General features: G+C 64.3%; 15 protein-coding genes, 1 pseudogene and 1 riboswitch. Of the genes and pseudogenes, 8 read left to right on the top strand and 8 right to left on the bottom strand.

The annotated features are described in order from the left end of the window. The first annotated feature begins 217 nt into the window (after window positions 1–217). Window positions 218–1,453 carry a sodium:proton antiporter gene (locus tag QIY50_08440; GenBank protein WGV22194.1) on the top strand — a complete coding sequence of 412 codons (1,236 nt, stop codon included), beginning with the start codon at window positions 218–220 and terminating at the stop codon, window positions 1,451–1,453. 114 nt (window positions 1,454–1,567) lie between these two features. Here QIY50_08440 and QIY50_08445 read toward each other — a convergent pair whose 3' ends face one another. Beyond that, a complete protein-coding gene (locus QIY50_08445) occupies window positions 1,568–1,969 on the bottom strand; it encodes a hotdog domain-containing protein (protein ID WGV22195.1) in 402 nt (133 codons plus the stop codon). Between the two features lie 178 nt (window positions 1,970–2,147). After that, window positions 2,148–2,244: riboswitch (S-adenosyl-L-homocysteine riboswitch) on the top strand. A 20-nt stretch (window positions 2,245–2,264) separates the two neighbouring features. Between QIY50_08445 and ahcY the strand changes: the two genes are divergently transcribed. The 5 genes from ahcY to QIY50_08470 all read left to right on the top strand — a co-directional run bounded on the left by ahcY (window position 2,265) and on the right by QIY50_08470 (window position 8,937). Beyond that, window positions 2,265–3,674 (top strand): adenosylhomocysteinase, encoded by a 1,410-nt coding sequence (ahcY, locus tag QIY50_08450; GenBank protein WGV22196.1) that lies wholly within the window; start codon window positions 2,265–2,267, stop codon window positions 3,672–3,674. A gap of 166 nt (window positions 3,675–3,840) precedes the next feature. Continuing rightward, entirely contained in the window at window positions 3,841–4,686 is an 846-nt protein-coding gene (metF, locus tag QIY50_08455) for a methylenetetrahydrofolate reductase [NAD(P)H] (protein ID WGV22197.1), read from the top strand. Window positions 4,687–4,778: 92 nt separating this feature from the next. Continuing rightward, window positions 4,779–5,849, top strand: coding sequence for a hypothetical protein (locus QIY50_08460; protein ID WGV22198.1), 1,071 nt, complete (start codon window positions 4,779–4,781; stop codon window positions 5,847–5,849). 190 nt (window positions 5,850–6,039) lie between these two features. Then, entirely contained in the window at window positions 6,040–6,828 is a 789-nt protein-coding gene (locus tag QIY50_08465; GenBank protein ID WGV22199.1) for a transporter substrate-binding domain-containing protein, read from the top strand. Window positions 6,829–7,047: 219 nt separating this feature from the next. Continuing rightward, entirely contained in the window at window positions 7,048–8,937 is a 1,890-nt protein-coding gene (locus tag QIY50_08470; protein WGV22200.1) for a DEAD/DEAH box helicase, read from the top strand. Window positions 8,938–9,095: 158 nt separating this feature from the next. On the opposite strand, the gene QIY50_08475 is transcribed toward QIY50_08470, so the two are convergent. The 3 genes from QIY50_08475 to QIY50_08485 all read right to left on the bottom strand — a co-directional run bounded on the left by QIY50_08475 (window position 9,096) and on the right by QIY50_08485 (window position 12,400). Further along, on the bottom strand, window positions 9,096–9,674 hold the full coding sequence (locus QIY50_08475) for a YceI family protein (protein ID WGV22201.1): 579 nt from the start codon (window positions 9,672–9,674) through the stop codon (window positions 9,096–9,098). 34 nt (window positions 9,675–9,708) lie between these two features. Next, the gene (locus QIY50_08480; GenBank protein ID WGV22202.1) at window positions 9,709–10,260 is read right to left on the bottom strand and encodes a cytochrome b; all 552 of its coding nucleotides are present in this window, start codon (window positions 10,258–10,260) and stop codon (window positions 9,709–9,711) included. Between the two features lie 274 nt (window positions 10,261–10,534). After that, window positions 10,535–12,400 (bottom strand): FAD-dependent oxidoreductase, encoded by a 1,866-nt coding sequence (locus QIY50_08485; GenBank protein ID WGV22203.1) that lies wholly within the window; start codon window positions 12,398–12,400, stop codon window positions 10,535–10,537. 264 nt (window positions 12,401–12,664) lie between these two features. Here QIY50_08485 and QIY50_08490 point away from each other — a divergent pair, with 264 nt between their 5' ends. Continuing rightward, window positions 12,665–14,071: an adenosylmethionine--8-amino-7-oxononanoate transaminase gene (locus tag QIY50_08490; GenBank protein ID WGV22204.1), complete on the top strand. Its 1,407-nt coding sequence runs from the start codon at window positions 12,665–12,667 to the stop codon at window positions 14,069–14,071. 148 nt (window positions 14,072–14,219) lie between these two features. Then, entirely contained in the window at window positions 14,220–14,939 is a 720-nt protein-coding gene (locus tag QIY50_08495; protein ID WGV22205.1) for a 16S rRNA (uracil(1498)-N(3))-methyltransferase, read from the top strand. On the opposite strand, the gene QIY50_08500 is transcribed toward QIY50_08495, so the two are convergent. From QIY50_08500 to QIY50_08515, 4 genes and pseudogenes are all read right to left on the bottom strand, one after another. Beyond that, window positions 14,940–15,557: a hemolysin III family protein gene (locus QIY50_08500; protein WGV22206.1), complete on the bottom strand. Its 618-nt coding sequence runs from the start codon at window positions 15,555–15,557 to the stop codon at window positions 14,940–14,942. It lies immediately after the preceding gene. Between the two features lie 157 nt (window positions 15,558–15,714). Beyond that, on the bottom strand, window positions 15,715–16,188 hold the full coding sequence (locus QIY50_08505) for a chemotaxis protein CheW (GenBank protein WGV22207.1): 474 nt from the start codon (window positions 16,186–16,188) through the stop codon (window positions 15,715–15,717). Continuing rightward, window positions 16,181–21,134, bottom strand: a pseudogene (locus QIY50_08510) (Hpt domain-containing protein). Before QIY50_08510 ends, QIY50_08505 begins: the two are co-directional and overlap by 8 nt. Window positions 21,135–21,182: 48 nt before the next feature. Beyond that, window positions 21,183–23,207, bottom strand: a complete 2,025-nt coding sequence (locus QIY50_08515) for a methyl-accepting chemotaxis protein (GenBank protein ID WGV23019.1) — start codon at window positions 23,205–23,207, stop codon at window positions 21,183–21,185. Window positions 23,208–23,228 lie beyond the last annotated feature (21 nt).

Below are 23,228 nucleotides of genomic sequence, written 5' to 3' on the forward strand. Positions count from 1 at the left end.
CAAGCCAGCTCCCACATCGGACCGCATTGAACTCAAGCCATGTGCAGTCCCTGTGGGAGCTGGCTTGCCGGCGATTGGGCTGCGCAGCAGCCCCTTGTACGGGAACGATTGGAACGAATCCGGTCAAAGCCTGTGTCCCGAACCCCGCGCCAGTTCATCAAAGAACTGCCCGAGCCGTTCGGGTTATGACTTGGAAGCCACTGTTACAGGATTCGGGATGCTTGAACTAGTTGCCGCATTTATCTGCCTCACCACCCTCCTCACCTATGTAAATTACCGCTTCATCGGCCTGCCCCCCGCCATCGGCGTGATGGTCACGGCGCTGCTGTTTTCCCTGATGCTGCAGGGCCTGAGCCTGATCGGCTTCCCCGGCCTGGAAGCGCGCGTCGAAGGGCTGATGAACCAGATCGACTTCAACGACCTGCTGATGCACTGGATGCTGGCGTTCCTGCTGTTCGCCGGCGCCTTGCACGTCAACCTCTCCGACCTGCGCAACTACCGCTGGCCCATCGGCCTGCTGGCCACCGTCGGCGTGCTGATTGCCACCGTAGTCATCGGCTACCTGTCGCACTGGGTGTTCGCCCTGTTCGGCTGGCAGGTACCGCTGATCTATTGCCTTTTGTTCGGTGCACTGATCTCGCCCACCGACCCGATTGCCGTGCTGGGCGCGCTGCGTACCGCCAATGCCTCCAAACCGCTGAAAACCACCATCGTCGGCGAGTCGCTGTTCAACGACGGCACCGCTGTGGTGGTGTTCACCGTGCTGCTGGGCATCATCCAGTTGGGCGAAACGCCGAGCATGGCCTACACGGCGATCCTGTTCGTCCGCGAGGCCATTGGCGGCGTGCTGTTCGGCGGCCTGATCGGCTACGCCACCTACCGCATGATCAAGAGCGTCGAGCAGTACCAGGTGGAAGTGATGCTGACCCTGGCGCTGGTCATCGGTGGCTCGGCGATGTGCTACGAGCTGCACGTTTCGGCGCCAATCGCCATGGTGGTGGCCGGGCTGATCATCGGCAACCTGGGGCGCAACCTGGCGATGAACGACATGACCCGTCGCTACATGGACGGTTTCTGGGAACTGATAGACGACATGCTCAACGCCCTGCTGTTCGCGTTGATCGGCCTGGAGCTGTTGCTGCTGCCATTCAACTGGATGCACCTGGCGGCCGGTAGCGTACTGGCGCTGGCGGTGTTGCTGTCGCGCCTGCTGACCGTGGCCCCGGCGATCGTGCTGCTGCGGCGCTGGCGCCCGGTACCCAAGGGCACGGTGCGAGTGCTGACCTGGGGTGGCCTGCGCGGTGGTGTGTCGGTGGCCCTGGCACTGTCGCTGCCGCAGGGCGATGAGCGTGACCTGCTGCTGTCGATCACCTACATCGTGGTGCTGTCGTCGATCCTGGTGCAGGGGTTGAGCATCGGGCGGGTGGTGCGCAAGGTCAGCGCCCAGCCTTGAGATAGTTTCCGGCCTTTTCGCGGGCTCGCCCGCTCCCACAGGTACACCACAAGTTTCAGAAACGGTGGCGTACCTGTGGGAGCGGGCAAGCCCGCGAAGCGCCGAACACTGATCTTATTCCACCGCCGAATCAGGGAACTGGTCCTGAATGTACTTGATCTCGGTCCGCCCATGCGGCGCCGGCAACCCATCCTCGCCAAGGTTGACGAAGACCATCTTGTCGACCGTGAGGATGGCCTTGCGGGTAATCTTGTTGCGCACTTCGCACTTGAGGGTGATCGAGGTACGGCCGAACTCGGTGGCGGTGATGCCCAGCTCGATGATGTCGCCCTGGCGCGAGGCACTGACGAAGTTGATTTCCGATATGTACTTGGTCACCACGCGCTGGTTACCCAGCTGGACGATGGCGTAGATCGCTGCCTCTTCGTCGATCCAGCGCAGCAGGCTGCCACCGAACAAAGTGCCGTTTGGGTTGAGGTCTTCGGGTTTAACCCACTTGCGGGTATGAAAGTTCATTTGTACTCCTGACCTGCCTGGATAACGTGTAGCAATGATGGCAGAGCGGCCGCTGTCGCTCCATTGAACATCGACTATCGTCGCGATTAATCGACAGAAAGCCTTGGGCAAGCCGACGGGCGCGGCTATAATCTTCGCCGCTTCACATGGCCGCCCACAGCGGCGCCATGCCCGCCACCCGTCCGAGGGGCGCTGCAGCAGGCTAGGCCTGTCAGGCTCGGATGGGGCGTTGCTCGCTCTCGCGGGCGCTTAACGCACAACGGCGCCCATTCGCACACTACGAATGGAGGCTCTCATGAGCGCTGCAAACATGCCTGCCGGTTTTACCGATTACAAAGTCGCCGACATCTCCCTGGCCGCCTGGGGCCGTCGCGAAACCATCATCGCCGAATCGGAAATGCCTGCACTGATGGGCCTGCGTCGCAAGTACCTGGCCGAGCAACCGCTCAAGGGTGCGAAGATCCTGGGCTGCATCCACATGACCATCCAGACTGCCGTGCTGATCGAAACCCTGGTTGCCCTGGGTGCCGAAGTGCGCTGGTCGTCCTGCAACATCTTCTCCACCCAGGACCAGGCCGCCGCGTCCATCGCCGCCGCCGGTATCCCGGTGTTCGCCTGGAAAGGTGAAACCGAGGAAGAATACGAGTGGTGCCTGGAGCAGACCATCCTCAAGGATGGCCAGCCATGGGACGCCAACATGGTCCTCGACGACGGTGGCGACCTGACCGAACTGCTGCACAAGAAGTACCCGCAAGTGCTGGAGCGCGTGCACGGTGTGACCGAAGAAACCACCACCGGCGTGCACCGCCTGCTGGACATGCTGGCCAAGGGCGAACTGAAGGTCCCGGCGATCAACGTCAACGACTCGGTCACCAAGAGCAAGAACGACAACAAGTACGGCTGCCGTCACAGCCTGAACGACGCCATCAAGCGCGGTACCGACCACCTGCTGTCGGGCAAGCAGGCCCTGGTGATCGGTTACGGTGACGTGGGCAAGGGTTCGGCCCAGTCCCTGCGTCAGGAAGGCATGATCGTCAAGGTCACCGAAGTCGACCCGATCTGCGCCATGCAGGCTTGCATGGACGGTTTCGAAGTGGTTTCGCCGTTCATCGACGGTATCAACAATGGCACCGAAGCCAGCATCGACAAGGCCCTGCTGGGCAAGATCGACCTGATCGTGACCACCACCGGTAACGTCAACGTCTGCGACGCCAACATGCTCAAGGCGCTGAAGAAGCGTGCCGTAGTGTGCAACATCGGCCACTTCGACAACGAGATCGACACCGCCTTCATGCGCAAGAACTGGGCCTGGGAAGAGGTCAAGCCGCAGGTGCACAAGATCCACCGTACCGGCGCTGGCAGCTTCGACCCGCAGAACGACGACTACCTGATCCTGCTGGCCGAAGGCCGCCTGGTCAACCTGGGTAACGCCACTGGCCACCCAAGCCGCATCATGGATGGTTCGTTCGCCAACCAGGTACTGGCGCAGATCTTCCTGTTCGAGCAGAAATTCGCCGATTTGTCGCCTGAGAAGAAAGCCGAGCGCCTGACCGTTGAAGTTCTGCCGAAGAAGCTCGACGAAGAAGTGGCCCTGGAAATGGTCCGCGGCTTCGGCGGCGTGGTCACCCAGCTGACCAAGCAGCAGGCCGACTACATCGGCGTCACCGTCGAAGGCCCGTTCAAGCCACACGCCTACCGCTACTAAGCGGCCAGCTTGAAGCTTCAAGCGGCAATCAAAGGCAGACCGTGCCATTGCCGCTTGCAGCTCAAGCATCAAGGATCTTGAACGATGCCCAAGCCAGGCCGGCCATAACCGATCTGGCTTTTACTTGCAGCCCGCTGCATGAAGCTTGCTGCTAGAGGAACGCCTGATGTCCCAGGAACGCCGTTACAGTTTCGAGTTCTTCCCGACCAAGACCGATGCCGGCCACGAAAAGCTGATGGGCGTCGCCCGCCAGTTGGCCGCTTACAACCCGGACTTCTTCTCTTGCACCTACGGTGCCGGTGGCTCGACCCGCGACCGCACGCTGAACACCGTGCTGCAGCTGGAAAGCGAAGTGAAGGTACCTGCCGCGCCGCACCTGTCGTGCGTAGGTGACACCAAGGCCGAACTGCGCACTCTGCTGGCCGAATACAAGGCCGCTGGCATCAAGCGCATCGTCGCCCTGCGTGGCGACCTGCCATCGGGCATGGGCATGGCCAGTGGCGAACTGCGCTACGCCAGCGACCTGGTCGAATTCATTCGCCAGGAAACCGCCGATCACTTCCACCTGGAAGTGGCCGCCTACCCGGAGATGCATCCCCAGGCCCGCAACTTCGAGGCTGACCTGGCCAACTTCGTGCACAAGGTCAAGGCCGGTGCCGACAGCGCCATCACCCAGTATTTCTTCAACGCCGACAGCTACTTCTACTTCGTCGAGCGGGCACAGAAACTGGGCGTGGATATCCCGGTGGTACCCGGCATCATGCCGATCACCAACTACAGCAAGCTGGCGCGCTTCTCCGATGCCTGTGGCGCCGAGATCCCGCGCTGGATCCGCAAGCAGCTGGAAGCCTATGCCGACGACACCGCCAGCATCCAGGCTTTCGGCGAAGAAGTGATCACTCGCATGTGCGAACAGCTGCTGCAAGGCGGCGCACCGGGCCTGCACTTCTACACCTTGAACCAGGCCGAGCCGAGCCTGGCGATCTGGAACAACCTGAAGCTGCCACGCTGAAATTTTTTGCAAAATCTGTTTAAGATTTGATTAAGGCTTTGGTCATAGACTAAAGCCTTATTCATTTTCCGGTTACACAGGTCTTGCCTGCCATGCAGCCCCCCCAGCCATCGCGTCCACAGCTCGTCTACCTGGCTTTTGGCCCGGCAACCTACCATCAGGAAGCCTGCTTCAGCATCGTCAGTGCCCTAGCCCACCTGGGCCCAGGCGAAGCCATGGACATCCAGGTCTACACCGACAACCCGCAGCCCTATACCGGCCTTCCGGTCAGCGTACACCTGCTGGACGAAGCCACGCGCAAGGCATGGAACGCCCCCCACGGCTATCACTTTCGCAGCAAGCATGTGCTGTTGCGCCAGGTGCTGCAGGATCACCCGCTGGCAGTGCTGATCGACACCGACACCTTCTTCCGCAAGTCGCCGCTGGAGCTGTTCGCCCGGGTAGCCCCAGGCCGCCTGCTGTGCAATGCCATCGGCGCGCGCTACGGCAGCAACCAGAAGTGCCTGCTGTACAAGAACCTGCTGGCCATCCTCGAATCCCGGGGCCTGGCCGATTGCCAGATGCCACTGGTCAACTCAGGGGTGATCGGCCTCACTGCCGAAGACGCCGGCACCCTGGACCGCTCCATCGCCTTGATGGACGAGTTCCACCCACTGGCTCGCGAAGCCTATACCCTCGAGGAGTTCTGCCTGGCGGTGGCGGCCTACCGCACGCTGGAGTTGGCTGAATGCACCGATGTCATCCACCACTACTGGAGCCGCAAGGCGCAGTTCCGCGCCAAGATCCAGGCCTGGCTGCGCAAGCACGGCCACGACCTGCTGAGCCAGGCGGCGCAGGCCGACGTGCCGCTGGTCAATGACCAGCTACCACGGCCACCAGCCCTGCAACGCCTGGGTTACAAGGCGCTGAGCATGACCCTGCCCCGCCACGAACGCCAGTTCGCCCGCGAGCTGCTGTATGGCTGCTACCCCTATGCCAACGAGTTCGACCGCGCCTGCGCGCCGGCCTGGTGGGACAAGGCCCTGGAGAACCTCAATGCCCGCCATGGCCACATGGAGCCCGAGCAACTGCGCCAGTGTTTGCGCCACCCGGGGTTGCGCCTGTCATTGGGTGAGCGGCGCAAGGATATCGAGGCGCATCTGCTGAGAACCTCCCAAGGCTGAGGTGTCCGCAGGAGCCATTGCCTTGCGCAATCCCTGTGGGAGCGGGCAAGCCCGCGAAGCAGGCAACGCGATAGATGGCACCGGCTTCGCCGGTGTTCGCGGGCATGCCCGCTCCCACAGGGGTGGCGCATGGCATTACAGTTGTCCCGGGACGCTGGCCTTGCAATAGCCGAGCGCGTAATCTCCGGCCATGCCACTCGTCGCCCGTCTGTTCTGGATCCTGTCGCTCGCCTGCCTGAGCCCGCTGGCCCTGGGCGAGCGCCTGCGCCTGGTAACCGACGACTGGGCACCCTATGTGTACCAGCGCGACGGCCAGCCGGCCGGCATCGACTATGAAGTCACCAGCCGGGTGTTCGAACGCCTTGGGTTCGAGGTGGAAGTGCAATTCCTGCCGTGGAAGCGCTGTCTGCTCATGATCGAACAAGGCCAGGCCGACGGCATCCTCGACATCTTCCAGGCCGACTCACGCCAGCCCTACCTGGTATATGCCGACGAACCCCTGTCGGAGGTCGAGTTCGTCCTGTTCCAGGCCCGCACACGTCGCCATGGCGTCAAGGGTCTGGATGACCTTGCCGGCCTCTCCGTCGGCACCTCGCCCGGCTACGCCTATGGTGCAGCGTTCAACGAGGCCGCACATTTCAGGCGTGAAGCCGCGCCCACCCATGAAGCCAACTTCGGCAAGCTGATGCTGGGCCGCATCGACCTGGCAATCACCGACCGCAGGGTCGGCCATTACCTGCTGCGGCATCTGGGCCTGCAACAGCAAATCGAGGAACTGCCGCTGGTGATCAGCCGCCAGGCGCAATTCCTGGGGCTGGCACGCAAGCCCGGGCGAGAGGCGCTGGCCCAGGCCTTTGCCCTGGAACTGGGGCGCTTCAAGCAGGAACCCGCCTATAGAGCGATCAGCAACCGCTACACAGGCGACATCGGAAACATTCTCAACGCCGTTGAGCAGCAGGAAAGCAGCACAGCGCGTTAGCTCTGTTATACTCGGGCCTTCCCGCCCGGCTCACGCCCGGACGCTCGGCCTCGCAACAGGCATCCCGATCGGCATCGACGCGCCTTCGCGTCCACCCTCCGTTACCCGGATGCGCAGTGAAAGCCCAGCTGGACCGGACGCGATCGCATCCCACCGATGCCCGTCGCGCCAGGCAGAACATCCCAAACGGGCCCAGCCCACACGAGAACAGGATTGCCCATGTCCTTTGCTTCCCTCGGTCTCTCCGAGGCTCTTGTCCGCGCTATCGAGGCTGCGGGCTATACCCAGCCGACCCCCGTGCAACAGCGGGCGATTCCCGCCGTGTTGCAAGGCCGCGACCTGATGGTCGCCGCACAGACAGGTACTGGTAAAACCGGCGGTTTCGCCCTGCCGATCCTTGAGCGTCTGTTCCCGGCCGGCCACCCCGACAAGTCGCAGCGCCATGGCCCACGCCAACCCCGCGTACTGGTCCTGACCCCGACTCGCGAACTGGCAGCCCAGGTGCATGACAGCTTCAAGGTCTATGCCCGTGACCTGCCACTGGTCAGCGCCTGCATTTTCGGCGGGGTCGGCATGAACCCGCAGATCCAGGCCATTGCCAAAGGCGTGGACGTGCTGGTTGCCTGCCCTGGGCGCCTGCTCGATCTGGCCGGCCAAGGCAAGGTTGACCTGGCCCACGTGGAAATCCTGGTACTGGACGAAGCCGACCGCATGCTCGACATGGGCTTCATCCACGACGTCAAGAAGGTCCTTGCCCGCCTGCCGGCCAAGCGCCAGAACCTGTTGTTCTCGGCCACCTTCTCCAAGGACATCACCGACCTCGCCGACAAGCTCCTGCACAACCCGGAGCGTATCGAGGTCACCCCGCCGAACACTACCGTCGAGCGTATCGAGCAGCGTGTCTACCGCCTGCCGGCCAGCCACAAGCGCGCACTGCTGGCGCACCTCATCACCCAGGGCGCCTGGGAACAGGTGCTGGTGTTCACCCGCACCAAGCACGGCGCCAACCGCCTGGCCGAGTACCTGGAAAAGCACGGCCTGACCGCCGCCGCGATCCATGGCAACAAGAGCCAGAACGCCCGCACCAAGGCATTGGCCGACTTCAAGGCCAACAGCGTGCGCGTACTGGTCGCCACGGATATCGCCGCCCGTGGCCTGGACATCGACCAACTGCCACACGTGGTCAACTTCGAGCTGCCGAACGTCGAGGAAGACTACGTCCACCGTATCGGCCGTACCGGCCGCGCCGGGCGTTCGGGCGAGGCCATTTCCATGGTCGCGCCGGATGAAGAGAAGCTGCTCAAGAGCATCGAACGGGTGACCAGGCAAAAGATCCCGGACGGCGACCTGATGGGCTTCGACGCCAGCCAGGTAGAAGCCGAAAAGCCTGAAGTGCGTGAACGCCAGCAGAACAGCGGCCGTGGTGGCCGCAACCAGCAGGCTCGTGGCGAAGGCGGCAAAGACGCCAACGGCGGCCGCAAGGACAAGGGCAAGGATAAAGGCAAGACCAAGCAACAGGCTGCGGACAAGCCAGCCGACAAGGAAAAGAGCGGCGACAAGCAACAGCAGCAACGCAAGCCGCGTGACAAGAAACCGCGCCAGCAGCAACAGCAGGCCAGCAACAGCAGCGTGCCGAAAGTGCCTGCCGACCGTGACCCGGAAGAGTTCCTGGACGACGATATCGACAACTTTGGCAACCGTGCCGACTATGTCAGCCCGTACCAGGGCAAGAACCAGGGCCGCAACCGCCGCCCGGGTGGCAGTGCCGGCCAAGGTCAGGCTCAAGGTAGTGGCCAACGCAGCAACGCGGGTGGCCAGGGTCGCAATGCTGGCCAGCAGCGCAATGGCGGTGGCGGCAGCGAGAAACGCCCGGGCCGCGCCAACAACGGTGGCGGTGCCCGCCGTGATGGTGGTGGCCGTGGCCGCCCGGCCCGTGACGATGCTGCCCGGCAAGAGCCGGCCGTGCGCAACCCGCGCCAGCCGGAAAAACAGCCAGTGATCATCCGCAAGGAGTCCAAGCTCGACCGTTACCCGACGCCCGAGCAACTGGATGATCTGCCAAGCCGCCCACGCGGTGAGCGCCCGGCGCTGCTGACCCGCAAGGGCTGACAAAAAGCATGAGGGGGCCGCTTTGCGGCCCTTTCGCGACACAAGGCCGCTCCTACAGGTATTGCGCTGCAAGTGAAAACTGCGCAAAACCTGTAGGAGCGGCCTTGTGTCGCGAAAGGGCTGCGAAGCAGCCCCCTCGGTCTTTCAGCTAAGCCGAATTACTTCTGCTTCACACCTTCAACACTGATATCCAGGTCCAGGGTCTGCGAAGTAGCGCCCGGGCCTTTGATGCCGAAGTCGTTCAGGTTCAGCGTGGTGGTGGCATTGAAACCAGCGCGCTCGCCGCCCCATGGATCTTTGCCTTCACCGTTGAAGGTCGCCTTGAAGGTGACCGGCTTGGTCACGCCGTGCAGGGTCAGGTCGCCCGTCACGTCAGCAGTCTTCTCGCCAGTCGACTTGACGCTGGTGGAGACAAACTTGGCTTCCGGGTACTTCTTCACGTCAAGGAAGTCGGCGCTGGCAATGTGCTTGTCACGCTCGGCGTGGTTCGACCACAGGCTGGCGGTTTTCAGGTCGACGCTGATCTTGCTGGCTTCAGGCTTGGCGCTGTCCCAGGTGAAATTGCCGTCGAAGTCCTTGAAGGTACCGTGAATGAAGCTGTAGCCCAGGTGGCTGATCTTCCAGTCAACGAACGCGTGCTGGCCTTCCTTGTCGATCTTGTACTCGGCAGCCATGGCCTGGCCGGCGGAGAGCAGAGCGGTACCGAGCGCCAGAGCGGCAAAAGTCTTTTTCAACATCCTTACTTCCTTCCTATGCAATTGAGGTTGAGAGTCAAGCTTTGCGGCCCAGCATGCGGGTCAGGGTCGCGTCACGGTCGATGAAATGGTGCTTGAGCGCTGCCAGGGCATGCAACACGGCAAAAATCACCAGGCCCCAGGCTAGCCAGAGATGAATCACGCCAGCCACGTCTGCCTGGTCGGGCAGGTCGCTGACCAGCGCCGGTACTTCGAACAGGCCGAACACCGGAATGCCGACGCCGTCGGCGGTGGAAATCAGGTAACCGGCGATCATTACCGCGAACAGCCCCACGTACAGGGCCAGGTGGCCCAACTTGGCTGCCAGACGGGTAAGCGCGCCGTGATTGGCCGGTGCCGGGGGTGGCGGGCTGATGAAGCGCCAGACTACCCGCAACAACATCACCGCCAGCAGCACCAGGCCGATGCTCTTGTGCAGGTCCGGGCCGGCCTTGCGCCAAGGGCTGTAGTAATCGAGGCCGACCATCCACAGGCCCAGGCCGAACAGGCCGAAGACTGCCAGCGCAACGCCCCAGTGCAGGACGATGCTGACCACGCCGTAGCGAGAAGGTGAATTGCGCAGTTGCATGTTGACGTGTTTCCCCGTGAAAGCTGTGCACAGACTAACGCGTAACGTATCGAAGAAAAGCGGAAAAAATTGCTTTGGATTATCGAGAAATCCGATATGTATTCTGTAAGCTTCCCATTAAGGAAACATTAACGATAGTCGGGCAATCAGTGGTTGCCAGTACCCGCCCTATCGCCGGCAAGCCAGCTCCCACAGGTCTTGCACAGGCCTTCGAACCTGTGATGATCCTGTGGGAGCTGGCTTGCCGGCGATAGGGCCCAGCATAGTCAACAAATCAACCCGCTTTGGCCTGGGTGTTGGCCGCGGCTTTCCTGGCCGGCTCGGACTTGGCGGTAGCCTTCTTGGTCTGGGCAGGCTTTTGAGCTGGCTTGTGCGCAGGCGCATGCTTGGCCGGGGCTGCCTTGCTCGCCGCTGGCTTGGCAGCAGCTTCCTTGGCCACAGGCGCAACTGGAGCCGGTGCGGCTTGTGGAGCAGGCGCTGGCGCAGGTGCCGGCGCCACTTCCTCGGCCTTGGCAATCGGCTCGGCCTTCACTTCAGGCTTGTCCGCCCCGCCAAACAGGCGCTTGAAGAAGCCCGGCTTGTCCTGCTTGGCCTCATCGACCGCCTTCGGCTCAGCTTTGGCCGGGGCCTTGTCTGCCTTGTCGCTCTTGTCGGAGGAGCCACCGAACAGGTTGGAGAAGAACCCGCCCTTGCTCTCCTTGGCCGCCACTGCGCCTGCCGCTGCTGCCGCGGCAACCGGCGCGGCTTTGGCCGGGTCGAACGACTTGCCGGCCAGCAGGTCCTGCACTTGGCTGGCGGCGCGCTGGCCGCTGCGCAGAGCGCCTTCCAGGGTGCCCGGGTAGAGGGGGTCGGTATGCTCACCAGCAAAGGTGATGCGCTGCACCGGGCGTTCCCACAGGCGCCAGTATTTGCTGATCTGCCCCGGGCCATAGGCCAGGTAGGCCCCGCCGGTACCGGCGTCGGTGCTGTAGCGCTTGACCTCGTAGCCGGTGAACGAGCCACGGGCCTGTGGGTAGAATGCATGCAGACGGATCAGCACCTGATCGACCATCTGCTTGTCGCCGAATGCCTGCAGCAGACGGGCGTTGTCGCCGGACAGGTTGATCACCACGTTGGCGCCACCCTTGAGTGCTGGCTCGATCCACAGCATGCCCAAACCGGCGTTACTGAAGATTTCGCCCGACATGCGCGCGCGGCTTTCCCAAACAGGCTTCTTGAACTTGAGCATCAGCTGGTCGCGCCAGCCATAGTTGGTGCCCTTCAACGCCGCCAGGTGCTGGCTGTCCAGGCCCGGGGTCATCTGGATCTTCGCCAGGGCGCGCAACGGCACGGCCATCACCAGGTAATCCGCCTGGTAGCCGACGCTGCCGACCTTGACCGTGACACCGTCTTTGTCCTGGACGATGGCGGTCACCGGCGAACTGGTCTTGATGGTCTTCAGTTGCTTGACGAAGGCCTGGGCCAGTACCGGGCTGCCGCCGGGAAGGCGCGCGGCACGCAGGTCACGGTCGCTGACGCCACGATACACGCGGTTCTGCTGGGCAAAGTACAACAGCGACAGGCGCGATGGCTCATCGTAGCGGGTACGGATCTGCTGGTTGACCAGCTGGCGGGCGGTGGACGGCAGTTGCAGTTTGTCCAGCCAGGTGGAGACGTTGATCTGGTCGAGGGCAAACAGCGTGCTGTTGGCTTGCGGGTTCAGCGGGTCGTCGATCGAACGGGCCAGGTCGTCGAGGGTTTTCTCGTAACGCTTGAGTGCCTCGGCGGTGGCCGGCTGCTTGGTGGCCAGGTCGGTGGCGCTGAAATACTCGCCGTCGATCAGGTAACCGGGGGTACGCACGAACTCCGGTGCCGGCAGTGTTTCAAGTTTGAAACGGTCGAGGTACTGGTTGAGCACCGGCTGCGCCTTGGCGTTGCCGATCCACTCGCTGGTGGCCAGGCCCGAGCGCCCGCCCATGCCCGGTTTGGCTTCAAGCAGCGTCACCTGCCAGCCTTTGTTCTGCAGCTCGTAGGCGGCCGTCAGGCCCGCCAGGCCACCACCCACGACGATTGCCGAAGGCGTCTTGTCCTTTGCCAGCGCAGCGCCGCTGGACACACCAATCAATACCAACGCGCACAGGCGCACCCAAGCAGCAGCCATGTCGGCGAACTCCGAGTCAGGGGTTACAGAAACGGGGAGAGGCAGGAATGCCCCGGGAGAGATGCGTTAAGAATACGTCAGCTCCGCCGGCCCTGCCAGCGCAGTGACATCAAGTCCTTTTGGCCACTGACATTTTTGCCTGCGGCCCTGCCACAAGTTGGCAAGCGCAGCTGGCAAGCCGATCGACAGCAGCGGTTGTTCTGCCCTGCGGCATTGCTTAGGCTTACGCGGTCGAACCACGCCGCAAAGCCAGGAGAAGTGCCCATGGGCCTCAATGATCAGTGGATGCAACGCGACCTCAAGGTCCTGTGGCACCCCTGCACCCAGATGAAAGACCACGAGCAGCTGCCGCTGATCCCGATCAGGCGCGGCGAAGGCGTGTGGCTGGAAGACTTCGAAGGCAAACGTTACCTGGATGCGGTGAGCAGCTGGTGGGTCAACGTGTTTGGCCACGCCAACCCGCGTATCAACCAGCGCATCAAGGACCAGGTCGACCAGCTGGAGCACGTTATCCTGGCCGGTTTCAGCCACCAGCCGGTGATCGAGCTGTCCGAGCGCCTTGTAGCCATGACCCCGGCCGGCCTCGACCGGGTGTTCTATGCCGACAACGGTTCGTCGTGCATCGAAGTGGCGCTGAAGATGAGCTTCCACTACTGGCAGAACGTCGGCAAACCGGGCAAGAAGCGCTTCGTCACCCTGACCAACAGCTACCACGGCGAAACCATCGCCGCCATGTCTGTCGGCGATGTGCCGCTGTTCACCGAAACCTACAAGGCGCTGCTGCTCGACACCCTGAAGGTGCCCAGCCCCGACTGCTACCTGCGCCCGGAAGGCATGAGCTGGGAAGAGCACTCGCGCACGATGTTCCAGGCCATGGAACAGACTTTGGCCGAGCACCACGCCTCGATCAGTGCGGTGATCGTCGAGCCGCTGATCCAGGGTGCCGGCGGCATGCGCATGTACCACCCGGTGTACCTCAAGCTGCTGCGCGAGGCCTGCGACCGCTACGACGTGCACTTGATCCACGACGAAATCGCCGTGGGCTTCGGCCGCACCGGCACGATGTTCGCTTGTGAACAGGCCGGCATCCGCCCGGACTTCCTGTGCCTGTCCAAGGCCCTGACCGGCGGATACCTGCCGCTGGCCGCCTGCCTGACCACCGACAAGGTGTACCAGGCGTTCTACGACGACTACCCGACCCTGCGCGCATTCCTCCACTCGCACAGCTACACCGGCAACCCGCTGGCCTGCGCCGCGGCGCTGGCAACACTGGACATCTTCGAGCAGGACAAGGTGATCGAAGCCAACAAGGCCCTGGCCACACGCATGGCCAGTGCCACCGCGCACCTGGCCGACCACGCACATGTCGCCGAGATTCGCCAGACCGGCATGGCCCTGGCCATCGAGATGGTCCAGGACAAGGCCGGCAAGGTCGCCTACCCATGGCAGGAGCGCCGTGGCCTGAAAGTGTTCGAGCACGCCCTGACCCGTGGCGCCCTGCTGCGCCCGCTGGGAAGCGTGGTGTATTTCCTGCCACCGTATGTGATTACGCCAGAGCAGATCGACTTCCTCGCCGAGGTTGCCAGCGAAGGCATCGACATTGCCACCCGCGATAGCGTGAGCGTGGCCGTACCGGCCAACTTCCACCCCGACTTCCGTGACCCGGGCTAAGCCCGGACAGATAGCCATACCACTTTCCCTGTGGGAGCGGGCGTGCCCGCGAAGCAGGCACCGCGGTGCCTGGCAAGGGCTTCGCCCTTGTTCGCGGGCATGCCCGCTCCCACAGGGGATCTGCGTCTCTCTTCTACCGAGCAAAGCCATGAGACTGTCCCGCTTTTTCATCGACGCCCCCCTGAGCCTTGGCGAGCACGACCTGCCCGAAGCCCAGGCCCACTACATCGGCCGCGTGCTGCGCATGGCTCCCGGCGACGCCGTGCAGCTGTTCGACGGCAGTGGCCAGGAATACCGCGGCCAGTTGCTCGAAGTGGGCAAGAAAACCGTCCGCGTCAGCCTCGACCAGGCTCTTGCCGGCCAGGCCGACTCCCCCCTGCATGTCCACCTCGGCCAAGGTCTGTCCCGAGGTGAACGCATGGACTGGGCGATCCAGAAGGCCACCGAGTTGGGCGCAAACGAAATTACCCCGATCGTCAGCGAACGCTGCGAGGTGCGGCTGAAGGACGAACGCGCCGACAAGCGCCTGGCGCACTGGCGGCAGGTGGCGATTAGTGCCTGCGAACAATGCGGCCGCTCGACCTTGCCGGTCATCCACCCACCCGTCACCCTGGCCGAATGGATGAACAGCGCCAAGGCCGACCTGAAACTGGTCCTGCACCCGGTGGCCGAACCGCTCAGCAGCCATGCCAAGCCTGCCACCCTGGCCTTTCTGATCGGCCCCGAAGGCGGCCTGAGCGAGGCGGAGGTCGACCAGGCCAAGGCTGCCGGTTTCCACGCAGCACGCCTGGGCCCACGCGTGCTGCGCACCGAAACCGCACCGGTGGTGGCACTGTCGGTGGCACAGCAACTGTGGGGCGACTTTTGACTAGCGCACGTAGAACGACACCGCCACGAAGTGCATGAGGCTGCCGGCGATCACGAACAGGTGCCAGATGCCATGCCAGTGGCGGAAGCGGCTGTCGAAAGCGAAGAAGATGATGCCGACGGTGTAGAACACCCCGCCGGCGGCCAGCCAGGCAAAGCCGGCGCTGCCAAGCGAGTGCAGCAATGGCTTGACCGCCACCAGCACGATCCAGCCCATCACCGCATAGATGATGATCGACAAAATGCGCGCCTCGGAGCGTGGCTTGATCTCCTGCAGCATGCCGATCACTGCCAGCCCCCAGACCACCCCGAACAGGCTCCAGCCCCAGGGGCCGCGCAGGCTGACCAGGCAGAACGGTGTGTAACTGCCGGCAATCAGCAGGTAGATCGACAGGTGATCGAGCTTGCGCATGATCACCTTCGCCCGCCCGCGAGTGCTGTGGTACAGGGTGGAAATGCTGTACAGCAACAACAGGGTGCTGCCGTAGATGGAGAAACTGACGATTTTCCACGGGTCGCCCTGCAGGCCCGCGACCACGATCAGCCAGATGGCACCGATACAGGCCAGGACGGCACCGACCAGGTGGGTCCAGGCGTTGAAGCGTTCACCGTAGTACATGCAAACACAGACCTCCTGAGGTGGGCTGGGTTCCTGATGTGATGCTGATGGCCTCTTCGCGGGCATGCCCGCTCCCACAGTTATCCACTTGCCTTGAAGTGTATGATTTTTCCTGTGGGAGCGGGCGTGCCCGCGAAAGGGCCCTGCGCCTTGCATCCTACCCAAGGTCAGGTTGCAGTTCCGCGTCACGCACCAGCCGTTCCAGCCCGACCAGGTCTGGCACCCGCGCCACCTGTTCGCCCACCTGCACCGCCGCCAGCTCCAGCCGCCCCAACGCCACATCCACGTAGTTCAGCTGGCTGTCGAGCTTGCACGAGCGCGGAATGTCTTGCAGCAACAGCGCCAGGTAACGCAGCCCGGTATCGCCCAAGGCATTGAGCACCACCACGCGCGCCCGCTCACCACAGGGCGTCTCGCCTCCGCACGCAGCCTCGAAGCCGATCAGCGGCAGGCGCTGCTGGCGCCAGTCGATCCAGCCCAGGTGCCAGGCCGGCTCGCCGCGCTGGCACACCAGGTTGCGCTGGCCACTCAGTTCGGCCACCGCCACGTTTGGCAACACCAGGGTACGGTCGCCCAACGGCAGCAAAAGCCCGGTCAGGCTGCTGCGCTGGCCGGCGATCAGTTCAAGCATGGGCCTGGCTCCAGTGGGCAATGCTCTGCAACAGGACCGATTCCTGGTACGGCTTGCCCAGGTATTCGTTGACACCGATGGCCATTGCACGGTCGCGATGCTTCTGCCCGGTGCGCGAGGTGATCATGATGATCGGCAAGTCTTTCAGCCGCTCGTCACGGCGAATGCGTGTGGCCACCTCGAAACCGTCCATGCGTGGCATCTCGATGTCCAGCAGCAACACATCGGGCCGGTGTTCTTCCAGCAGGGCCATGGCGTCGACCCCGTCCTTGGCCGTCAGCACGCTCATGCCATGACGCTCCAGCAGGCGGCTGGTGACCTTGCGCACGGGTCACCGAGTCGTCCACCACCATTACCAGCAGCGCCCGCCGTGGCGCCGGGCCGAACACCTGGCGCTGGGCACCGCTGCCACCCGGCAGGCGCGCCAGGCGCCGCTGCTGGCCACGCAACTGGCCCAGCAGGTCGAGAATCAACACCACCCGGCCATCGCCCAGCAGCGTCGCCCCCGACAACCCGGCAACCGCGGCAAACTGCGGCCCCAGGCTCTTCACCACGATCTCGCGGCTGGGCGACAGGCTGTCGGCCTGGATAGCGAATGACTGCTCCTGGGAATGCACCAGCAGCACCGGTAGCGGCACGCTCTGCCCGAGCAACGCCGGGCGTGGCATGCCCTGCAGCAGCTCACCCAGGTAGCGCAGCTCGTACTCGTGGCCGGCGTACACATAACGCGGGGCGTCCAGCTGGTAACACGCGGCCAGTTCGGCCGGCGGCACACGGACGATGCCCTCGATGGTGTTCAGCGGAATGGCGTACTGTTCTTCGCCCAGGTGCACCATCAGGGCACGGTTGACCGACACGGTGAATGGCAGGCGGATCAGGAAGCGCGCGCCCTTGCCCTGGGCCGACTCGATACTCATCGAGCCGCCTAGTTGCTTGACCTCTTCGTGGACCACGTCCATGCCCAGGCCCCGCCCGGAAATCTGGGTGATCTTCTCGGCAGTGGAAAAGCCCGGGCGCAGGATGAACTGGAGGATCTCGTGATCGCTCAATTGCGCCTGCGGGTCCAGCAGGCCGCGCTTGATGGCCTTGCGGCGTACCGCTTCCAGTGGTACGCCGGCACCGTCGTCGGTCATTTCGATAACGATGTCCGCGCCTTCATGCAGCAAGTTCAGGTGAATGGTGCCCTGCTCCGGCTTGCCGGCGGCCAGGCGCGCTTCGCGGCTTTCAAGGCCATGGTCGACGGCGTTGCGCAGCATGTGTTCCAGCGGCGCCACCATGCGTTCGAGCACGCTGCGGTCCAGCTCGCCCTCGGCGTTGCCGACCACCAGTTCCACTTGCTTGCCCAGCTCGCTGGCCACCTGCCGCACCACACGCTGCAAGCGCGGTACCAGGCGCTCGAAAGGCACCATCAAAGTGGCGGTCAGGCCTTCCTGCAACTGGCTGTTAACCCGCGCCTGCTGTTGCAGCAGGCTATAGGCCTCCTGGGCGCGCTGGGCCAGGGTCTCCTTGAGGTCGAGCAAGTCCGAGGCGGACTCGAACAGGGCCCGCGACAGCTGCTGCAGCTGCGAATGGCGGTCCATTTCCAGCGGATCGAAGTCGTCATAGGCATCGCCTTCGAATTGCTGCCGGCTGGAGATCCGCCCTTGGGTTTCAATGTCCAGGCGCAGCAACTGGTCGCGCATGCGCTCAAGGGTGGTTTCCATCTCGTTGAGGGTGAACTGCGCATCGTTGACCTGCTGCTCGATACGTCCGCGGATGACCGAGTGCTCGCCGGCCAGGTTGCCCAGGTCGTCGAGCAACTCGGCATCGACCTTGACCATGTCGCCTGGCGCCCGCTCCGGTGCTGCCGCCGGCACCTCGCTGGTGGCGGCGCCAACCGGCCCCTGGCCCGCGGCGCTGTCGGTCAGCGCCGCACTGCTGAAGTTGCGAATGTAATCGATCAGCGCCGTGGCAGCATGCAGAGGCTGGCCCAGGCGCACGGCATCGAGCATGTGCGCCAGGCGGTCGTGGCAGTTCTGCAGCAGGGCGAACAATGGCGCGCTCGGCGGCAGGCGGCCAGCGGCCAGCAGCTCGTAGAGAAACTCCAGTTCATGGGCCAGGTCGCCGATCGGCGCAATTTCGACCATGCGCGCCACACCCTTGAGGGTGTGCAGGTCGCGCATCAGGTTGTCCACTTCGACGCTGCTGCGTGGGTCGGCCTGCCAACGCGCCAGGGCTGCGGCAGCGCTCTCGACGATGTCCGAACTTTCTTCGAGAAACACTTCCAGCAGCTCTTCGCCAGGGCTTTCCGGCTCTTCGACCAGCGGCTCGGCCACAGCCGGCAGCAAGGGGGTGTGCGCCAGCCCCAGGCCAAGGGTATCGGCCAGGTCCATGTCCGGGTGCAGCGGCGTTACCGCGTCGATGCCCACCAGGCCAGTGGCCTCCGGAGCCAAGGCCTGGCTTAGTAGCTCACGCAGGCTGTCGACCAGCTCCGGCCTTGGCGGGATATCCTGCCCGGCCGCCACTTCGTCCAGCATGTCCAGCAGGGCCTCATGGGCCCGCTGCGCCTGGGCGAAGAAGCGCGCATCGGCGGGCAGGCTGCCCTCCTCCACGGCGCCATACAGGTCGAGCAAGGCTTCGCACACCTCATCCATCTGCCACAGGTCGGCCAGGTGCGCGGCGTGGCCCAGGGTGGTCAGTTCGTCGAGCAGAGTGTCCAGCGCATCGCGCTGGCCAGGCTGTTCCTGCCAGCGCGACAGCAACGACTCGGCATTCAGCAGGATGTCCATGGCCTGGGCCAGGAAACTGGCAATCAATTGCGGGTCGCGCTTGCCGCGCCGCGCATGCTGTGGGTCGTCATGCAAGCTGGCCAGGTGCCCGTCCACCGCCTGGCCGACCTGTTCGATCAGCTCCGCCGCGCCGGGGATGGCCGCCAGCGGCGTGCTGTCGAGTTGCGCCAGGCCCAGGTGGAACAGCGAGCGCGCCGCTTCCAGCCATTCGATCTCGGCCATTTGCAGGGGCAATTGGTGGCCCTTGTATTCACGTGCCAGGCGGTCGAAGGCGGTAGCCAGTTCGGCGACAGGCATCACCCCGGCCATGGCGGCACTGCCCTTGAGCGTGTGCAGGGCACGCTGCAGGCCATCGCTGACTGACGTGTCGTGGCCGTCGGCGCTCTGCAGGAAAGCATCCAGGCTGGCCAGGTGGCCCTGCGCCTCACTGCGGAAAATGGCGAGCAGCTGTGGGTCGAGGCCATCGATGTCGGTCGCCACCGGGGCATCGTTTTCTGCCAGGGCGTGCAGGTGCCCGGCCAGTTGCTCGATGTCCGTCAGTTGCGGCAACTGGCCGGCGGCAAAGTCGGCCAGCAGGTCGGGCAGGTGGACAAACACCTGCTGCAACGCCACTACCCCTTCCGGGCTGAGCACGCTGCGGCCTTCGAGTACCCGGTTCAGCAGGTGCTCGGCGCCCCAGGCCAGCTCGGCCACCGCCTCGGCATGCACCATGCGGCCGCTGCCCTTGAGCGTATGCAAGGCGCGGCGCACTTCACCCAGTGCCTCGCGCAGCTGGTTGTCGGCCCGCCAGCGCAGCCAGTGGCGCTCGATTTCCGGCAGCAGTTCACCGGCCTCGTCGAGAAATACTTCGCGCAACTCGTCATCGATGCCATCTGTGCTGCCACCGTGGCCGGCAGCGGCCTCGACCTGCGCGCAGTGCACGCCCAGCGTCGCCAGGCTGGCGCGCGCCATATCGATGAACGGCTGGCCGTCCGCCAACGGGTCCGCCACCCGCCATTGCAGGTAGCATTCGGCGGCGCTCAGGGCCTCGGCCAGGTGCTTCAGTTCGTCGGCTGGCGGTTCTACCTCCAGGTGCTGCAGCCAGCGCTGCACATAGCTGGCGCAACCGGCAAACAGCTCGGCCACGCCCGGCAGCATCAACATCGCCAGCGCTCCGCGAATCTGCTGCAACAACCCTGGCAAGGGTTGCAGGCGTTGCCGCGGCCAGCCGGACTCCAGGCAATCGCCGATCAGGTCCTTGGCCTGCTGCAGCACGTTCAGCGACTCGTTCAACACCAGTTGGCGGATCTCGACCAGGTCCGAGCCAGGCAGGCCGCCCTGGCCGTTTTCCTCCAGCGGGCCGACCATGCCATTGAGCGTGGCCTCCACGTATAGCAGGGCCCCCGCGACATCCATCAACACCGCGTCGTCCACCACCCGCTCGCCCTGGGCCAGAGCCTGCAGCGCCAGCACCTGGTCGATGATCACCCGGCGTGGCTGCTGAAAGCCCAGCACTGCCAGGGTATCGGCCACGTGGCGCAGGGGTGCCAGCAAGGCATCGAGCTGCTCGCTGTGCTGGCGGTCACCGCGCACGAACTGGTCCAGGCGCTCCTTGATGCGCATCAGGTCATCGCAAAGCGCGGTCACCACCGAACGCAAGGCATCGCGGCCCGGGCCGGCCTGCAACTGCTCGCGCCAGTTGCCCAGCGACAGGTCGAGATTGGCCAGGTCATCGGCACCGGCAAAGCGTTGCGTGGCGCCGCTGATCAGGCTGGCCTGGGCCAATGGCTCCTCCCCCCGGCAGGCACGCAGCTGGTTGAGCAGTGGCAGCATCACCAGTGGCAGGTCGTGGCGGGCGCCGCGCAAGCGCTCCAGGTACGACGGCAGTTGCTCCAGGCCGCGGAACAACGCGCCCAGGCAATCACCGCGGGGGCTGACCTGGCCATCGGCCAGGGCTTTGGCGAACAGCTCCAGCTCTTCGGCCAGGCGCGTGGCGCCGCGCAGTTCGAGCATGCGCAGGCAGCCGTGCACCTGATGCAGGTTGTCGACCACGAATGCCAGCATCGACAAGTCGCCAGGCTCGCCGGCAAAGCGCTCCAGCGCCTGGCGCGCCTGGCCCAGGCAGTCGAGGATGGCGGCCTTGGTCCAGGCCAGCGCCACCGTGTCGTGGCGCTCGGGGCTTACTGCGGCTACAGCCATGGGCACTCCTCGGCGCGGCTCTTCAGTCGAGCTCATCGGTTGAGCTCTTCACTTGGGCTCTGCGGGTGGCGGCAGGGTGAACCCGGACACCGAACGGCGCATCTCGCTGGCCATGCGCGCCAAATGGCGGATGCTGTCGGCGGTGGCGCCGGAGCCGGCAGAGGTCTGCGCGGTAATCTGCTGGATGACCGCCATGGTGTGGGAAATCTGCCCGGCCGACGATGTCTGCAACTGGGCGGCATCGGAGATGCTGTGGATAAGGTCGGCGAGGTTCTGCGACACGCCTTCGATCTCGGCCAGCGCCACCCCGGCATCCTGGGCCAGGCGGGCACCGCGCACCACTTCGGCAGTGGTCTGCTCCATGGAGATCACCGCCTCGTTGGTATCGGCCTGGATGGTGCGCACCAGCGCCTCGATCTGCCGGGTGGCCGAGGATGAGCGTTCGGCCAGGCGCTGTACTTCGTCGGCAACCACGGCAAACCCACGGCCGGCCTCACCGGCCAGCGAGGCCTGGATCGCCGCGTTCAGGGCCAGGATGTTGGTCTGGTCGGCAATGTCGTCGATCAGGCTGACGATATCGCCGATTTCCTGGGAGGACTCACCAAGGCGCTTGATCCGTTTGGCGGTGTCCTGGATCTGCTCGCGAATGTTGTCCATGCCGTTGATGGTGTTATGCACCACCTCATTGCCCTTGTTGGCGATCGCCACCGAACGCTCGGCCACCTTGGCGGATTCGTAGGCGTGCGCGGAAACCCGGTCGATCGACTCGACCATGTCACCGACCGCCTCGGAAGCCTCGCTGATCTGCTCGGCCTGGTGCTCGGAGGCCTTGGCCAGCTGGCGGGCGGTGTTCTGTGTGTCCTGCACGGCGGCAGCAACCTGCATGGCGCTGTGGTTGATGGTAGCGACCAGATCGCGTAACTGGTCCACGGAATAGTTGATCGAGTCGGCAATGGCACCGGTGAAGTCTTCGGTCACCGATACGGTCACGGTCAGGTCGCCGTCGGCCAGCTCTTCGATCTCGTCGAGCAGGCGCATGATCGCTTGCTGGTTGCGTTCGTTCTTTTCCGCCGTCTCGCGCAGCTGGCGGTTGGTAGTGCGCACCATGACCAGGCCGATGAGGATGATCGAGGCCAGCGCCAGCAAGCCCAGGGCGTAGCCGCCAACGGTGTCGAGGGTACGCCCGCCGGCCAGGTTCTCGAAACCGTTGGCCAGGTGGGAGGCCTCGTCGAGCAGGGTTTGCGACAGGCTGAAGAGGTTGCCCGCGGCCTCGCGCACACGGAACAGTTCCGGCGAGGTTTCGAGGATTTCGTCCACCGAGCCGGCAACGAACTGGAACAGTTCGGCGATTTCGGCCAGCCGCGCGCGGGCGTCGGCGTCTTCGACACGGGTCACCTGGATCGCCGCGTTGCCATTGAGCATGCCCTCGAGCACCTGGCCAAAGCGCCCCGCATCGCGGCCAAAAGTATCGGCCGCCTGGGCCGCAGTATCGTCACCGGCCAGCACGGTGTTGACCGAGCCCAGAATGCGTTCGGCCAGCAACAGCTGGCGCTGGGCTACCGCCACCTGGCTGGCCGGTGCACCGCTCTGCAGCAGGATCTCGACCACTTTCTCGTATTCCACCTGCAACTGCGGCACGGTCTCGGCCAGGGTCGCCGCCACCTGGTGCAGCGACAGCACGGTCTGCTCGCTGGACAGGATGGTGTCGGTGTTCTTGCGCAGGTTTTCCCAATCGCGGCGTACCGCTTCCATCTCGTCACGCACCGTGGGCGGCGCAGGCGGCAGGCCGGTGGACTTGTCACCCTCGCGCAGGTAACCCCAGCGCCGTTCAAAATCGTTGCGCGCGTCCGACAACAGCTTGAAGGCCAGGGCCTTGCCGGCGGCGGCTTCGGTGGCGTTCTTGGCGATGCGCTGCGACAGCACCCGCAGTTCGCCGGCGTGGCCGATGTACTGCTTGTCGTAGTTGGACTGGGTGTTCAGGTAGGCGAAATTGGCGAACAGCAGGATGATCGACAGGATCAGGATCAGGAACAGCACGGTGATCTGCGCGATGCTGCGGGTACGTGGGGTCACGGTGGTGACGGGGGTGGCAGG

Origin of the sequence: Pseudomonas putida (assembly GCA_029953615.1) — a bacterium.
Lineage (GTDB): Bacteria > Pseudomonadota > Gammaproteobacteria > Pseudomonadales > Pseudomonadaceae > Aquipseudomonas.

What these genes read in the sequence shown, in the direction of transcription:
- QIY50_08440 (WGV22194.1), top strand. Translation starts at nt 218, where the DNA reads ATGCTTGAACTAGTTGCCGCATTTATCTGCCTCACCACCCTCCTCACC.
- QIY50_08445 (WGV22195.1), bottom strand. Translation starts at nt 1,969, where the DNA reads ATGAACTTTCATACCCGCAAGTGGGTTAAACCCGAAGACCTCAACCCA.
- ahcY (WGV22196.1), top strand. Translation starts at nt 2,265, where the DNA reads ATGAGCGCTGCAAACATGCCTGCCGGTTTTACCGATTACAAAGTCGCC.
- metF (WGV22197.1), top strand. Translation starts at nt 3,841, where the DNA reads ATGTCCCAGGAACGCCGTTACAGTTTCGAGTTCTTCCCGACCAAGACC.
- QIY50_08460 (WGV22198.1), top strand. Translation starts at nt 4,779, where the DNA reads ATGCAGCCCCCCCAGCCATCGCGTCCACAGCTCGTCTACCTGGCTTTT.
- QIY50_08465 (WGV22199.1), top strand. Translation starts at nt 6,040, where the DNA reads ATGCCACTCGTCGCCCGTCTGTTCTGGATCCTGTCGCTCGCCTGCCTG.
- QIY50_08470 (WGV22200.1), top strand. Translation starts at nt 7,048, where the DNA reads ATGTCCTTTGCTTCCCTCGGTCTCTCCGAGGCTCTTGTCCGCGCTATC.
- QIY50_08475 (WGV22201.1), bottom strand. Translation starts at nt 9,674, where the DNA reads ATGTTGAAAAAGACTTTTGCCGCTCTGGCGCTCGGTACCGCTCTGCTC.
- QIY50_08480 (WGV22202.1), bottom strand. Translation starts at nt 10,260, where the DNA reads ATGCAACTGCGCAATTCACCTTCTCGCTACGGCGTGGTCAGCATCGTC.
- QIY50_08485 (WGV22203.1), bottom strand. Translation starts at nt 12,400, where the DNA reads ATGGCTGCTGCTTGGGTGCGCCTGTGCGCGTTGGTATTGATTGGTGTG.
- QIY50_08490 (WGV22204.1), top strand. Translation starts at nt 12,665, where the DNA reads ATGGGCCTCAATGATCAGTGGATGCAACGCGACCTCAAGGTCCTGTGG.
- QIY50_08495 (WGV22205.1), top strand. Translation starts at nt 14,220, where the DNA reads ATGAGACTGTCCCGCTTTTTCATCGACGCCCCCCTGAGCCTTGGCGAG.
- QIY50_08500 (WGV22206.1), bottom strand. Translation starts at nt 15,557, where the DNA reads ATGTACTACGGTGAACGCTTCAACGCCTGGACCCACCTGGTCGGTGCC.
- QIY50_08505 (WGV22207.1), bottom strand. Translation starts at nt 16,188, where the DNA reads ATGCTTGAACTGATCGCCGGCCAGCGCAGCAGCCTGACCGGGCTTTTG.